Below are 16,246 nucleotides of genomic sequence, written 5' to 3' on the forward strand. Positions count from 1 at the left end.
TATTTCTCTGAGGAATACAAAATTAATTGAGCAATAAGTTACAACCCCTGATATCACTATTATCAAATCGACCAAGAACTTCCAAGGATCCATTCTCATCAATTTTACCCAAATCCTTTGTTTCAATAAAAGCACATGAATGAAAATTAGCCAAATCGATCACATTGATCCCGCCTTGAGATTTCTGAGCGATAGCATATGGATCATTAGCATCTCTGATCAAAACTTTCATGGAGTCTGGTAAACTGTACTTCCCATGACCAGTGGAATAAGCCTGGGACATCAACTCGGTCATCCCATATTCTGAATGAATTGCATCGACTTTAAAAGATTGAGTAAGTATCTCATGCAATTCTTGCCTGATCATCTCTCTTCTCCTCCCTTTCATCCCACCAGTTTCCATGACGATGAGGTTCTCCATTTCTGGAATGTTGACATTACTTTCTGCGATATCCAAAAGCGCAAAAGTCACCCCTAACAAAAGTACTTTTCGAGTATCACTTTTCAACTCTTCCAATTTGCCTACTAGCCTCTCATGATCGTATAGATAGGTTCCTGAATGCGCTGACTGAGATTGCTTGATAAAATATTGTGCCATTGCTACCAATGAACTGCCAGGCCGCTCTAAGTATGCTGGTAATAGTGCCAAAACATGATAACTTTGAATTTTCCCATATTTACTTTCAAATAGTCTCAACGCATGCTGAAGGTAGAACTCTTCCGACCAAATGTAATGTTTGCTGGTGACCATTCCAGTGGTACCACTAGAAGAAAAATACCTAGAATAATCCTCCATAGGGCCAGTTATCACTTGATGATCCTTAAAAAATTGAATAGGCAAAAATGGAATTTGATCTAAACTTTTGATGGACGATGAATCAATATTTCGAAAGGATAAATATTTCTTATATATTGAATTATGGATAGCCTGAAACTGAAACAGTTCCAAGGCTTTTTGGTCAAAATCAAGACTCGAAATATTTACTAGACATTCTGAAAAACTTTTGAAATAATTCATCGTTTTATATTTTGCTATCACAAAATTAAGCAAATTTACCTTTGAATGATCTTTTACCATAAACTTAAGGCATGAGAAGTCCCAAACTCTTATTTTATGCGTTAATCTTTGCTTTCAGTTTGAATGCATGTATTTCTCCACCCGATGATTTTCCGACAGTTCCAGAGATTGCCTTTGAAGGTATGGAATTTGTCAATACTTCAGGAAGTGACTCCCTGATCGTGTCTATCAGTTTCAAGGATCAAGAGGGTGATTTAGGTTTGAATGCAACAGATCTGAACCCTCCATTCAATGAACTCATTTTCAAAAGAGATAATACAGGAGCACTAATCACATACAGTCAAAGACCACCTGAGGCACCTTCTTATAATCCACTTGATTGGTCTATAAGACCAAGAATAAATAATGTGGTATTGAATGATACTGTGTGGGTAGAAATCAACCCTAATCACTTTAATATTTTTGTGAAATTTTTCATAAAGCGAAATGGTATCTTCAATGAATTTAGATGGGAAGACCCTCCTTTCTTTACTACTTTCAATGGTAGATTTCCTAGAATTCTCCCAGATAACAGGACTCAAGGAGTAGAAGGTACGATACGTTACAGCATGCGTTCTTTTGGTTGGGAATCTATATTTAGAAATGATACTATCAGAATCGATGTACAAATTCAAGATAGGGCTCTCAATAGAAGTAATATTGCGTCCAGTCCCGAATTGACCCTTCGCCAAATCACCAGAAATTAAAAATTTTCCCAATTTTTTGATCCTTTATTATTGCAATCAAATCTTTAAGATTATCAAAGATTTAGAATGCTACAAAATTATTTTTTTATAGTAACCTTCCTGATGTCTTTCTCAAATTAAAAAGGTTAAACAACCTTTTTGGCAAGGAATATGTTAAAATATCTTAAAATTTTGTTTACATAATTCAAAAAAAGCAGACTAATCTCTGCGAAGATAAATTAAAACCTTAAATATAACTAAAATGAAAAAGACAGTTTATTTAGCCTTCATCTTAACAGTGATTGGCTTTTCAGAATCATTTGCTCAAGGCTTAAACTTCGGTATCAAAGGAGGAGCAAACATTGCAAACTATAGTGGAGATATATCATCATATAGCTCTGAGAGCATTACCTCCTATCATGCAGGTGCATTTGTAGAACTAGGTTTGGGAAGCAACTTCTCGATTCAGCCAGAGTTACTTTACTCTACTATAGGTTCAAACATCACTTTCAATGGTGCAAGAGAAGATTTCAAAAATGAGTTAGGGTACATTTCAGTACCTGTGCTGGCAAGAGTGTATTTGATTCCTAACAGATTAAGTTTAGATTTCGGTCCTCAGGTTTCTTTCTTGATGAATCAATCAGAAGATCTTGATATCTCAAACTCAAACACCTTTGATTTTGCAGTTTCAGGCGGTGCTACCTTACATATTTTAGGGCCATTGTTTATCCAAGGAAGATACAACCTAGGTCTTACTGATGTAAAACCAAATGCTGATGTAACAAACAGAGTCGTTCAGCTTTCCGCTGGTCTTAGATTCTAATTAAAATCAATTTAAAATTCCTGCCATTCTTTAAGTGATCAATATGTAAACGTCAGGCTAACATTTTACATTAACTTGACCTTGAGCCAAGGCTCTAAAGACATGTCTCACCAACATCTCTTAAGACCAATGGCTCAGGGTCATTTTTTTTTACGGGATATCTCATTTTATTTTATAAAAGTATCATCTATGGCAGTTGAATTGTGGTTATGTTGAAAGATCATTGATTTGAAATCATTTTGATAAAATGATAGTTGTAATAGTATCAATCGTTTTTCACCTATTTTCAAAACAACCACAAAAAATAGAACCGCATGAAAAATTCATACCCAAAAATAAAGAACACAATGATCTGATTTTGGGAACGGGTTTCTATTTGACCACAACAAACAAAAACATATGAAAGCATCTGACCTTTTTGTCAAAGCACTAGAAAATGAGGGAGTCGAATATATTTTCGCTGTACCAGGCGAGGAGAATTTAGACCTTCTCCAATCTTTAAAAAAATCTAAAATCAAATTGATCCTGACACGTCATGAACAAGGAGCGGGATTCATGGCTGCGACCTACGGAAGACTGACAGGAAAGCCAGGTGTCTGCATGGCCACTCTTGGCCCTGGTGCCACCAACTTGGTAACGCCCGCTGCTTATGCCCAGCTTGGGGGAATGCCCATGATGATGATCACAGGACAGAAACCTATCAAAAAAAGTAAACAGGCGAGATTTCAAATCATTGATGTGGTAGACATGATGAGGCCTATCACCAAATACACCAAACAAATCGTCAACAGCAACAACATTGCCTCTCAGATCAGAGAGGCTTTCAGGATAGCTCAAGAAGAGAAACCTGGCGCCGTTCACTTAGAATTCCCTGAAGATATCGCTCAAGAAGAATGTGAAGACCTAGTATTTCAAGTGACTGGACACATCATCCCGAAACCAGACGATAAAGCTATCTCTGATGCCATAGAAATGATAGAGAATGCCAACAAACCATTGCTTCTCATAGGAGCTGGAGCCAACCGAAAGATTACCTGTGAAGCACTCAGGGCATTTGTAGACCATACGGGTATATACTTTTTCACCACACAAATGGGTAAAGGGGTAATTGACGAAAGACATCCTAAGTATCTGGGCACAGCAGCACTTTCAAGCAATGATTTTCTACATGCAGCGATAGACGAGGCTGACTTGATCATCAATGTAGGACATGATGTGATAGAGAAGCCGCCATTCTTTATGAAGCAAGGAGGCAAGAAAGTCATTCATATAAACTTCTCACCCGCCGAAGTTGACCCTGTTTACTTCCCCCAACTCAATGTAGTGGGAGATATTACCAACGCTATTAAGAAAATAAGTGATGATATTAAGCCCCAAGATCACTGGGACACCTCGCTCTTTAAAAAAGTAAAATCTGGGGTGGATAGCCATTTGAGCAAGTATTTTGAAGACACAAGGTTCCCTATGCTTCCCCAGAGGCTGGTTAACCTATTAAGAAATAAACTTGCGTCCGAAGACATCATTACGCTGGATAATGGAGTTTATAAACTTTGGTTTGCAAGAAACTACACTTGTCACAAGCCAAATACCCTTTTACTTGACAATGCCCTAGCCAGCATGGGTGCAGGATTACCTTCTGCTATGGCTGTCAATATGCTTTACCCAGACCGCAAGGTAGTGTCTGTGTGTGGAGACGGTGGATTTATGATGAATTCTCAGGAGATAGAAACAGCAGTCAGGTTAAAGTTGAACCTTACGGTCATCATCCTCAATGATGAAGCTTACGGAATGATCAAGTGGAAACAGGAAGATATGGGATTTGATGATTTTGGTTTGGATTACAAAAATCCAGATTTTGTACAGTATGCATCAAGTTATGGGGCGAATGGCTATAGACCAGAAAGCGATCAAGATTTTCAAAAAACGTTAAATCACTGCCTCGAGACTGATGGTGTACATCTGATAGATTTACCTGTAGACTACTCCCTCAATCACCCAATTTTAAATGTAATGTTGAAAGAAAAAGCTAATAAATTATGAGCAATCAAAAACTAGAGGTTTTCAATCCATATAACCTAAAGCTAATCAAAGAAATCTCCGTAGTGGGAAAAGAAGAAGTCAAAAAAGCTTTGGAAACTGCCCATACCTTATTTTTAGACCGATCCAAATGGATTCCTGCACATGAGCGTATTGAAATTTTGGAAAAAGTCCAGGAGATCATGAAATCCAAGGTAGAAGAGCTTACAAAAACAGCCGCAGAAGAGGGTGGAAAACCATATCAGGACTCCAAAGTAGAAGTTCTCCGTGCTATCAATGGCGTCAAAATAGCTTCTGAGGAAATCGCTAGGCTCAATGGTGAACAAATCCCAATGGGAATTACAGCATCATCCGTTGGGAGAATCGCATTTACCACCAGAGAACCCATAGGAGTAGTCGCTTCTATATCTGCATTCAATCATCCGCTAAACCTTATCATTCACCAGACGGTAACTGCATTTGCAGCAGGCTGTCCTGTGATTGTAAAGCCTGCATCTACCACCCCTCTTTCTTGTTTGAGTTTTGTAGAAATTCTCAAAGAAGCAGGTGTACCAGAAGGATGGGTGCAGTGCCTTATCATGGATAACGAAGCTGCGGAGACGGTCGTCACAGATAAACGGATCAACTACCTTTCCTTTATAGGATCGGCCAAAATAGGCTGGTACCTGAAATCTAAACTTGCGCCTGGTACCAGGTGTGCCTTAGAGCATGGTGGAGCAGCACCTGTCATTGTAGAGCCTGACGCAAATATCGAAGACATGATCCCAGCATTGGCCAAAGGTGGATTTTATCATGCAGGACAAGTATGTGTATCTGTACAAAAGGTATACGCTCATGAATCTATCGCTAGAAAAGTAGCCGAGCAAATCGCCAGCGCTGGAGAAAAAATGAAGGTCGGTGATCCCCTCGACGAAGATACGGAAGTGGGACCGCTTATTCTCCCGAAGGAAGTTGACAGAGTGGAAGAATGGGTGGAAGAAGCCAAATCTAAAGGAGGTGAAATCCTATCTGGTGGAAAAAGAATATCCGACACTTGCTATGCACCCACGGTAATATTCAACCCACCTCAAAATGTAAAAGTCTCACAAGAAGAAATTTTTGGTCCAGTTGTATGTGTGTACAGCTACAGTGATAGACTTGAGGCCATTGAAAGTGCAAATTCACTGGACTATCATTTCCAAGCTGCAGTATTTACGCAAGACATAGACATCGCCCTAGATACAGTTCAAAGACTTAATGCCACTGCTGTAATGGTCAATGATCATACAGCATTTAGAGTAGATTGGATGCCATTCGGTGGTAGAGATTCTTCTGGAGAAGGACTTGGGGGCATTCCATATTCTATGCATGAAATGACAAGGGAAAAACTTATGGTCATCAAAAGCAAGCTGCTTTAAAGGTTGTAGATCTACTATCTAATCCCGGGAGCAATCGGGATTAGACTGTGTTGAGAAGACCTGCTAGGTTTTATCTGGGTATGGGTATAGGAAATTATTCACAGATTCGCTTTGCGACAGAAAACCTGGCAGGTCTAAATCATATTGATTGTAGTCCTTATAGCTATCGGGTTTAGATAGATTCTCGAATCTTTTCTCTTGTTTCTTGTTTTTGTCGCGTCCTGAAATTACTTGACACTTTTTTTATCTTCTTTCAAGAAATTCAACCCCTCTGGGGTTGGTGCTTTTAACCTTAACTTTCATCTTTGATCCCCGAGTCAAAACTCGGGGCTACTGAATATTTAACCCCTTTCGGGGTTTTTATTACTTTCCTCTTGTTTCTTGTTTCTTGGCTCTTTATTCTTGTTTCTAATCTCTCGTCTCTAATCTCTCGCTTCTCGCCTCTATGTTTCTTGTCTCTTATTTCTTGTTACTAATCTTTCGCTTCTGAAAAATTAATTTTCACATTGATGGTTTTAAGGTTTTGAATATAATCCAAGTTATATTCTTTGAGTTCGGATACGGCAATATTCATATTTTCCAAAGTGAAATTAGAAAGACTATATTGATCTGATTCTTGAGTATTAAAAACAATGTCACATGAAAGGTTGATGTTACGAAGGGTAATATTACTCGCAGAAGAGAAGCGAATCCCTTCTTCTCCTTTAAGATCAAAAAATTGAGTCCATGGCTTGATGTATAGCATATTAGAAACATTCCCATGAATATCTTCAAGTAGGATGTTTTCATACACTTGTGGAGTATCTGGTCGCATTTTCAACCAAAGTAGCCTTGTAGCTTGAGATACTTTCGTTCTTCTCAGAATTATATTGTTGTTATGGACAGACTCACTTCCACAAGTCAAAGCACTGTGACAAAACCCAAACTCACAATCTTCAATGATGATATTGTAATTACCCCCATTGTTTCTGTCCTGATCAGCATGTGGCCCTTTCCCTCCTTTAAGTGCTATTGCATCATCATTGACTGACATAAAACAGTTCTTCACAAGTACATTTGTACACACATCCAAATCTATAGCATCAGAACTCGGGGCCTTTTCATGGGCAGGACTGTGAGGTGCGTAGATATACAAATCTAAAATTTTCACATTTTCACATTTGTAATAATGAGAAGTCCAAAAAGGAGAATTTATCAACCTGATCCCAGAGACTTGCACATTTTTACTATTTGAAACAAACAACAGACGAGGCCTCATTTCATCCAAGTTAGTACATTCGGGGTTAAATGCTCTTCTTAACCAAAAAGATCTCCAATATCTCAAACCATTACCATCCAATGTTCCTTTACCTGATATGGTAAACCCATCTAAACCATCAGCATTTACCAAGGCGGCAAAATACTTCAAATTTTGCCCTTCAATTCTGGTATCCAAAAGATCGAAATGACTTACATCATCGCTGCCCTTAAGCACAGCTCCCTCCTCAAGGTGAAGGTGAGTACCTTGTTTAAAAAATATTGAACCACTTAAAAAAACTCCCTTGGGAACAATCACTACACCTCCTCCTTCTTCATAAGCCAAATCAATTACTTTTTGTATCGCTTCTGTCTGGAGTACTGTACTATCCATAATAACACCATAATCTGTCAATCTATAATTTCTCCCAAGCTTCTCAATATCTGTAGCCACTACTTCCTCAAACCAAGTTGGAATCACAGAACCGTCTGGAAACACATCCTGCTGAGCTTTGAGCCCATTAGGAAATAAAAGAATGTAACATAAAAGAGCAAGGTAAATTTTCATAGATAGATTTTTGATTTTAAAGAAATTCGAGTCTAACAAGCAATGTATGACACTTCCCTCAAAAAAGAATCCTGCTATGTCTGGTTTTAAAGTTTGAAGTGATATAAATTAAGATTTTAAACCCATTCTCGTTATGGCTAAAAAAAACAAATTGAAAGAAGAACTCGGACTATTAAAATCTATCTATGAACAAAAAACACCTCTTCAGCACGGGATTAAATGGGGCGGTGATGTTTATATGTTTGAAGGAAAAGGTCTCAATGATAAAGACAAAAAATGAATCGGCAACCAGAGAATAACTTTTTCAGTTTAAACATATCATGAAGTCCAAATACCTTTTCATATTTATCGTACCTATTGTTGTCTTACTCATGATCTCAAAAACAACTGAAGAAGTTAAACCTTCTCATAAATCAAATCCTGACTTAGCAACCACTCCACCAAGTTCTGACTGGTTGGGAACACCTGTAGATGAAAACGGCAGATTTACGAACTTGTATCACGATTTTGAATCATCTATAAAAGATGTCTTAAAGTGGAAAATGAGTACAAATCCACAAAAGGATGAAAAGAAAAATGACAGCAGAACCCTGCCAATGAGTGAAACTCCATTTGACTTCAATGGAAATGAAGATTATATCATATGGCTTGGTCATGCAAGCTATTTGATCAGGGTAGACGGGGTTACAATGATTACTGACCCTTTGCTTGAAGACAATCTTTTTCTAAAACGAAAAAGTGAACTCCCTTTCCCTCTGGAAAACTTCCCAAAAATTGATTTGCTATTACTCTCACATAATCACCGAGACCACTGTGACAAATCTGGGATTTCGTGGGTGGTAGAGCAAAATCCCGACATAGAGATTCTAACAGGCCTAGGAATGAAAAATGTGATTTCCTCATGGATTGAAGATCAAAAAACGCAAGAAGCAGGTTGGTTTCAAACTTATAATACAAGCTCTCCCATTAAAATCCATTATGTACCTAGCCGACACTGGTCAAAAAGATCTTTGAATGATGATAACAAAAGCCTTTGGGGTGGATTTTTTATAGAAAGTAAAAATCAAAGCATCTACTTCATGGGAGATAGTGGGGCAGGTCCACATTTTGAAGATATCAAAAATGCGTTTGGTTCACCTGACTATTGCCTCATGGGTATCGGAGCATACAAACCCGAATGGTTCATGCACCAAGCACACATCAGCCCAACTGATGCCATTGAAGCTTTCCATACGCTTGGTGGGAAGTACTTCATACCAATGCATTATGGAACTTTTGACCTATCAGACGAACCCTTGCTGGAGCCTTGGGATGTAATCTCTTCATCAAAAGAAAAAATCAATGGTCAGCTTATTGAGCCTTTTTTAGGAAGCAACCTTATTCAAGCTCTTTGATTTCATTATGCCATTTACCATCATTGGTTTAAAAAGGTTTTGGCACTGAATCAAACATTTCATTAAATCACAACAAATGTCAAAAACTGACTACAAAGATACATATGGATTTTTTATCGTATCTTTGTAAGACTTTGTCCATAAAGACCGGCTGGTTGTAGGCCGATTCCGAATCATACCCAGCTGACACAGACCGTACAACATCTTTTTCAGCATAGAACAATTAGCCAAATGGCATTCAAAAATCTTAATTTAATAGAACCAATTCTCAAAGCATTGGCTTTGGAAGGTTATCACACCCCTACGCCTATTCAAAAACAAGCCATTCCTTTGGTCTTGTCAGGCAAAGACTTACTTGGCTGTGCGCAAACAGGGACGGGAAAAACAGCGGCATTCTCCATTCCTATGATTCAATTGCTTCATGAGCAAAAGAAACATAGATTTGGGATCAAAGCACTTATCCTCACTCCTACTCGCGAACTTGCTATCCAAATAGATGAAAGCTTAGCGGCTTACAGCAGATTTACTTCCTTGAGACACACAGTAATCTTCGGAGGTGTATCTCAAAATCAACAAACCATAGCACTTAAAAAAGGCGTAGACATATTAGTTGCCACCCCAGGAAGGCTTCTTGATTTGATCAATCAGCGATTTATTGACCTCAAACAGTTACAGTTCTTTGTGCTTGATGAGGCCGATAGAATGCTTGATATGGGCTTTATCCATGATGTCAAAAAAGTGATCTCATTGCTTCCATCTAAAAGACAAACCTTATTCTTCTCGGCAACCATGCCACCAGAAATTCAGAAGCTTGCTGATACATTACTTACCAATCCTTCAAAAGTAGAAGTAACTCCACCTTCGTCAACGGTCGATAAAATTGATCAAGTGCTGTACTATACTTCGAAAGGTGACAAAATCAAACTTTTGAAACACCTCTTATCCGCAATGGATATTGAATCTGCACTTGTGTTTACTAGGACAAAACATGGAGCTGACAGGGTAGTAAAGTTTCTCCAAAGAGACGATATCGATGCTGCTGCTATTCACGGGAATAAAAGCCAAAATGCCAGGCAAAATGCATTGAAAGGTTTCAAGTCTGGAAGTATCAAGGTTCTCGTAGCCACAGACATTGCAGCTAGAGGTATTGATATTGATGAATTGGCCCATGTTTTCAACTATGACCTACCAAATATCCCCGAAACATACGTCCACAGAATAGGCCGTACAGGAAGAGCGGGCAACTCAGGGGTTGCCATTTCTATCTGTGATGAAGAGCAAAGAAAAGAATTGAAGGATATCGAAAAATTGATTGGAAAAACAATTCCTGTTGAAGAAGATCATCCCTTTCCTTTTTCGGGCAATATCACACCTGCCATAGAGATCAAAAAAGGTAATTCACAAAAAGGGAAAAGGCCTTCAAATAACAATTTCAAAAGAAGACCAAAAAGAAAGCCTTCTGCTTAGATTTCATATTGAACCCAGCTATGAAACGTGCGTTTGTCGATATTATAAAATCAAAAGTCCCTATACTAGCGTGGCTTCCTGATTACAAGAGAAGCGACCTTCAAGGAGATATCTCAGCCGGAGTAACTGTTGGCATCATGCTGATTCCTCAAGGCATGGCTTACGCCATGCTTGCTGGACTCCCTCCTATTCATGGCTTGTATGCAGCTACCATTCCATTGATATTGTATGCTGTATTTGGCACTTCAAGACAACTCGCTGTAGGCCCAGTAGCCATGGTTTCACTACTGACAGCTGCCGGAATAGCTGGACTGGATCTAAACTCTCCCGAACAATACTTATTTTATGCAATTGCTTTAGCCTTTTTGGTTGGTGCGATTCAGTTTTCTATGGGATTGTTCAAGTTAGGATTCATTGTCAATTTCTTATCTCATCCAGTAATCAATGGCTTCACTTCAGCCGCAGCGATTATCATAGGTTTGAGTCAGGTAAAACACTTGTTTCAAATAGAGCTTCCAAGATCAGAGCATGTTCAGGATATCACCCTATCTATATTCCAAAACATAGGAGACATTCACTGGATTAGTTTTTTGATGGGTGCTCTAGCTATTGTTATTCTAAAATTCGGTAAAAAAATACACAGGAATTTCCCCGCACCACTTTTTGTAGTTTTTCTTGGAATCTGTACGGTTTGGATGCTTGACTTGACCACTGCTGGTGTCAAAGTTGTTGGAGATGTGCCAAGCGGATTCCCCAGTGTAATTGTCCCAAATCTTGACCTTAGTACTATCAAAAGTCTATTGCCAATTGCCTTTACTATTTCATTGGTAGGATTTGCTGAAAGCTTTGCAATAGCAAAAACTATCCAGTCGAAACACAAGAACTATAGACTTAACGCAAACCAAGAACTGTTCGCTTTAGGAATGGCCAATTTTGGTGCTGCATTTTTTCAAGGTTATGCAGTCACAGGTGGTTTCTCTCGTACTGCTGTCAACAATCAAGCAGGAGCTAAGACAAACCTATCTTCCATGATCAGTGCCACACTTGTGATTTTGACGCTGTTATTTTTCACAGGCTTCTTTTACAATCTACCTAGTTCGATCCTTGCTGCAGTAGTAATCGTCGCCGTCTCTGGACTGATAGACATCAATGAACCTCTTCATTTATGGAAAAAAGACCGCGTAGATTTTGTAATGCTAGTTGCCACATTTGTAATTACACTTACACTTGGAATTGAAGTTGGAATTATCTCAGGTATGGTTCTTTCTTTAGTTGTAATCATCTACAGAGCATCAAGACCACATATTGCACAGTTGGGCAGGGTGCCTGGGAGTAATGTTTTCAGGAATATCAATCGTTTCGAAAATCTGGATGTAAAAGAAGACTTAATGATCGTAAGAATAGACGGCCCGATCTATTTTGCCAACGTTGAATTCATTAAAGAAAAACTAGACAAATGGATGCTAGAGCGATCTACCAAGGTAAATATGATCATTTTCAATATGGAATCTGTGACCAATATTGATAGCACTGGCGCACATGAACTCAATGAATGGATCAATAACTGGAGAAATATCGGAACTGACGTCTGCATGACGAGTATCAAAGGACCTGTGCGTGATGTTTTGAACAGGTGGGCAATTTTAGAATGTATCGGGGCAGATCATGTCTTTTTGGATGATGTCACGGCTGTTTCAGTCTTCGATCAAAGCATCGATGCCTCCACCATTGAAAAATACACCCCATACGCTATCCAAAGTAACTTAGGGAAGGTTTGAGATTGTAGTCCCTTTAGCTATCTTAGATTAGATCATAAAACCGATCAGGAAACAAGAAAAACTCCTAATTACTGGTTCTTGTTTCTTGTCTCTTCCTAAAAATTCTTGACACTTTCTTTTAATAATAATTCTCTTATATACAAGCCACCAACATATCGCCGAACCTGGCTACCCATAGGAAGAGGAATATTTTAACTTTATTTCGCAATAGCATATTTCATTGACACGTTTCTTGTCACTCTTGATTCTTTGTTTCTAAACTCTAATCTCTCGATTTCTCTGGGTTTGAACCCAGGGCTAAGATATCGGCAGTCCATACAGGACTTATTGTTTATTCCCTATTTCCATTTAACTAAAAGATTAAAGATTGATGCAAAATCCTCACAGGTAGAACCTTATTTCGCCGCAGGCATTTTTCAACTTTATTTCGCTTTTGCTTATATCCTCCCTTCTTGTTTCTTGCCTCTTGACTCTTGTTTCTTGTTTCTTGTCTCTTGTTTCTTGTCTCTTGTTTCTTGACTCTTGTTTCTTGTTTCTTGTTTCTTGACTCTTGTTTCTTGTTTCTTGACTCTTGTTTCTTGTTTCTTGTTTCTTGTTTCTTGTTTCTTGACTCTTGACTCTTGTTTCTTATCTCTTGTCTCTCATTGCTTCTCGTCTCTCGCTTCTCATCTCTAATCTCTCGCTACTAACCTTTCACTTTTCTCCACAAAAACACAGGTAGACCAATGAACACACCTACGATACTAAAGACAAGTCCCCCTATAGTTCCTATGGCTAATGAGAACCAGAAAATTTCATTTTGACCTTCCATGATAAAAGGGATCAACCCAAAGCAAGTTGACATGATGGTCAACATGATAGGGATCGCTTTTCCAGCAGCTGATTTGATCACGTTACGGTTATAATGCTTGGGGTTGTTTGAGACCCTATTATTGAGATCATTGACTATAAATATGGCGGCATTTACTGCTAACCCACCAAGCATCACAAATGCAGCCCAGCCACCTTGATCATAATAGAAATTGCCTAGTGAAAATATCAAAAACAGGCCAATAAATGATAAAGGAATAATGGCAATGATATAGAAAGGTTGTCTTAAATTCTCGAACAATACCGCAGTAATAAAAAACACACCCACGATCAAGACGGCCATCAAGCCATATTGTCTTTTTGCTTTTCCGTAATCCCATGACCATGATTTCTTAGTAGCAGTGTAGCCGATAGGCATGGCTAACTTCATTTCGTCTAGAACTTCTGTCAAGTACTCATCTCCAAACTTTCTTGACCCCATATATTCAAATGCCACAGACCTGATGTATTGACGGTCTTCTTTATAGAGTGAATTGGTGGTAAACTCTTTGGTCAAAGTTCCAAAATTACTTACCTTAAAGATATTGTCTTCACCTGTGATTAAACTCGTCTCTTCGAGATCAAATTTTGAGAATCTGGAGGCTAGTTTTTCCCTTACAACAATCCCATAATTCTTTTCATCTAAGGTAAGCATGCCTGAAGTACCTGTTGGCTTGGACACATCATTCAGGGAATTGATCAGCTGATATTGATTGATTCCTCCCAAAGCCAAGCTTGATTGATCCAGTCTCAATACAAACTCTTCTGTTTTTGCTTCATTCCAGCTCAATCTTTCATTGGTATTTACCTCTTGAATTCTTTTATGCTTTAGGAGTTTTTCTGCCAATACTTCAGATTGACGTTCAAGTTCATCATAGTTGTAACCTTTCATCGTGACTTGAAATGAAGGAATTCCTTCCCCTCCACTTCCTGTATAAAAGCCCTGACCTACTCCATAGATATTCCACCTTGCGCCAGACCAATCAGTAGACTTTACAGAAAGTCGCCCTTTGAGCTGATAAGGTAGGGCAGATTTTTCATACGCTTCTTTGAAAGTGATTACAATATTTGCTGACTGTCCAGATCGAACTGAAGTCACAAATTGATCAATTCCTTCTACTCCTTTCAAGAATCCTTCAAATTCCCGCATGATAAAATCCATCTGATCCAAGGTATTCCCAAATGGTAATCCAGCAGTCACATATAACCTCGTCTTTTCCGCTTCTCGATATCCTGACTTTTCATAAACTCCCCTGACAAACATCCTCAATGAACCACCCAAGGCTTTATCAACATAGGGTCTGATTTCTTCTTGGTATAAAGTAGAACCGATGGTCTTATTGTACCACTCTTGCCCTTCCCATTTGGCTGGTAAAAAGAAAACAGGAATACCAAATAATAGTATCAGCATCGTCACAAACGTCTTCCTATACTTTGCTGTAAAACCAATCATGCGTGAATAGATCACAAAAGCCTTAATCCTTTTTCTCAATTGAGCATAATTCAACCTCCTGCCTTTGTTCTTCTCTGAACCAAATAGCAATTGATACATTGCTGGGGTAAACAACAATGCCACTACCAAAGAGACTCCCAGCATAGTAGCCACTACAATGGAAAATTCAGTGAGGTTCTTCCTATCTTCTTCAGGTAAAAAGAACACTATCATCAAGGCTGCTATGGTTGTCAATGAAGCTGCCAAAAGTGCCAAAAAAACCTTTCTATTCTTATGCTTATGTAGATGATCAATCATGATGATCGCATTGTCCACGATCAAGCCAAATGATATCGTCAATCCTGCCAAGGAATATAAATGTATATCGACCTTGAGGATGTATAAGATGATACCAGTGATGCTCAAATTGACCACAATCCCTAAAAACAAGATGCTCAAATACCTTAGGTTTCTATTGATCAAAAAGATAAAGACGATCAGGATCAGTATAGAAAGCCCAGACCTTTTATAGATCTTGTTCAGCTCCTTTTCCAAATATTCCGTATCATCTGTCTCTAAGCGAACTTCAAACCCAGCTGGCAGCAAAGGTTTCGCTTCCTCAATTGCTTCTTTGATGCTTTTGGCCAAAAGGACTTTATTGATACCATCTCTATTGATCACAGACAGGGTGACTGAATTGTTCCCATTGATCCTATAGTAGGAGCTTGCTTCGGCCTCTTGCAAGGTAAGTTTGGCTATATCCCTAAGGTATACCTCTTTCCCATCCCGTGTTGTGATCAAGAGATTTTCTATTTGAGACATTTCTCGAAGCGATCGATCTACTTGTATGAAGAGGGTTTCTGCTCGACTATTTGTCAATGCACCGGGGAAAGTTCTTCCAAAAGCACTATTGATCGCTTGTACTACATCACCACGTGAAAGCTTCAAAGCTTGAAGCTTCTTGATATCATAATCTACAAACAATTGCAAATCTGTAGCTCCTTGGACATTGATTTCTTCGATTTCATCAAACTTATTAAGAGAAGTCTTTAACACATCTTCTGTGATTTTTTTGATTTCGAAAGCTGCAAATGGTCCATTTACACTGTAGACTAAGATGGGGTTTTTGATATCATTTCTCCGCTCTCCTGATTGAGTTACCAAGGGATAGCTTACATTTTCATCCAATGAGGGATAGACTTGCCTGATGATAGAAGCTACTTCGAACTTTTTAAAATCCATATCGGTCTCCTTGTCAAAAGTCAATGTAACGTTACCCCCATTGTACCTTGAAACAGATTTGATATTCTTCAGCTCTGCCAATTGAGACAATGCTCCCTCTAGTGGAGATGTCGCGAGTTTTTCTACTAATTCAGGTGAAGATTGACGCACTCCATAGCTGATGGTAAGCACTGGCTCCCTTTCTCGAGGATTGAGGTCGACAGATAGCTTCGGCACCAAGGCAAAACCTATGACTGCTAAAACAATGAATGCTATGATGATTCTAAATGGAGTCATGGCT

At 38.7% G+C, this 16,246-nt stretch carries 11 protein-coding genes; 8 read left to right on the top strand and 3 right to left on the bottom strand.

Translation table 11 applies throughout. The annotated features are described in order from the left end of the window. Nucleotides 1-22: 22 nt before the first annotated feature. Nucleotides 23-1,018 carry a long-chain-fatty-acid--protein ligase gene (locus MM214_RS09905; protein WP_241294870.1) on the bottom strand — a complete coding sequence of 332 codons (996 nt, stop codon included), beginning with the start codon at nucleotides 1,016-1,018 and terminating at the stop codon, nucleotides 23-25. A gap of 71 nt (nucleotides 1,019-1,089) precedes the next feature. On the opposite strand from MM214_RS09905, the gene MM214_RS09910 reads away from it, so the two are divergent. The 4 genes from MM214_RS09910 (at nucleotide 1,090) to MM214_RS09925 (ending at nucleotide 6,000) form a co-directional block, all read left to right on the top strand. After that, complete coding sequence (locus MM214_RS09910; RefSeq protein WP_241294872.1) at nucleotides 1,090-1,764, top strand: hypothetical protein; 675 nt, start codon at nucleotides 1,090-1,092, stop codon at nucleotides 1,762-1,764. 241 nt (nucleotides 1,765-2,005) lie between these two features. After that, on the top strand, nucleotides 2,006-2,566 hold the full coding sequence (locus tag MM214_RS09915) for a porin family protein (RefSeq protein ID WP_241294875.1): 561 nt from the start codon (nucleotides 2,006-2,008) through the stop codon (nucleotides 2,564-2,566). A gap of 399 nt (nucleotides 2,567-2,965) precedes the next feature. After that, a complete protein-coding gene (locus MM214_RS09920) occupies nucleotides 2,966-4,606 on the top strand; it encodes an acetolactate synthase large subunit (protein ID WP_241294878.1) in 1,641 nt (546 codons plus the stop codon). Beyond that, complete coding sequence (locus MM214_RS09925; protein ID WP_241294881.1) at nucleotides 4,603-6,000, top strand: aldehyde dehydrogenase family protein; 1,398 nt, start codon at nucleotides 4,603-4,605, stop codon at nucleotides 5,998-6,000. Before MM214_RS09920 ends, MM214_RS09925 begins: the two co-directional genes overlap by 4 nt. 472 nt (nucleotides 6,001-6,472) lie before the next feature. On the opposite strand, the gene MM214_RS09930 is transcribed toward MM214_RS09925, so the two are convergent. Further along, nucleotides 6,473-7,804, bottom strand: a complete 1,332-nt coding sequence (locus MM214_RS09930; protein WP_241294884.1) for a rhamnogalacturonidase — start codon at nucleotides 7,802-7,804, stop codon at nucleotides 6,473-6,475. Between the two features lie 133 nt (nucleotides 7,805-7,937). Here MM214_RS09930 and MM214_RS09935 point away from each other — a divergent pair, with 133 nt between their 5' ends. The 4 genes from MM214_RS09935 to MM214_RS09950 all read left to right on the top strand — a co-directional run bounded on the left by MM214_RS09935 (nucleotide 7,938) and on the right by MM214_RS09950 (nucleotide 12,443). After that, nucleotides 7,938-8,084, top strand: coding sequence for a hypothetical protein (locus MM214_RS09935; protein WP_241294887.1), 147 nt, complete (start codon nucleotides 7,938-7,940; stop codon nucleotides 8,082-8,084). 40 nt (nucleotides 8,085-8,124) lie between these two features. Next, nucleotides 8,125-9,198, top strand: coding sequence for an MBL fold metallo-hydrolase (locus MM214_RS09940; RefSeq protein WP_241294889.1), 1,074 nt, complete (start codon nucleotides 8,125-8,127; stop codon nucleotides 9,196-9,198). A 231-nt stretch (nucleotides 9,199-9,429) separates the two neighbouring features. Beyond that, nucleotides 9,430-10,665 (top strand): DEAD/DEAH box helicase, encoded by a 1,236-nt coding sequence (locus MM214_RS09945; RefSeq protein ID WP_241294890.1) that lies wholly within the window; start codon nucleotides 9,430-9,432, stop codon nucleotides 10,663-10,665. 20 nt (nucleotides 10,666-10,685) lie between these two features. Beyond that, on the top strand, nucleotides 10,686-12,443 hold the full coding sequence (locus MM214_RS09950) for a SulP family inorganic anion transporter (protein ID WP_241294892.1): 1,758 nt from the start codon (nucleotides 10,686-10,688) through the stop codon (nucleotides 12,441-12,443). A gap of 685 nt (nucleotides 12,444-13,128) precedes the next feature. Here the strand turns inward: MM214_RS09950 and MM214_RS09955 are convergent. Further along, nucleotides 13,129-16,242, bottom strand: coding sequence for an efflux RND transporter permease subunit (locus MM214_RS09955; protein WP_241294894.1), 3,114 nt, complete (start codon nucleotides 16,240-16,242; stop codon nucleotides 13,129-13,131). Nucleotides 16,243-16,246: the final 4 nt, after the last annotated feature.

Source organism: Belliella kenyensis, assembly GCF_022549675.1.
GTDB classification, from domain to species: domain Bacteria; phylum Bacteroidota; class Bacteroidia; order Cytophagales; family Cyclobacteriaceae; genus Belliella; species Belliella kenyensis.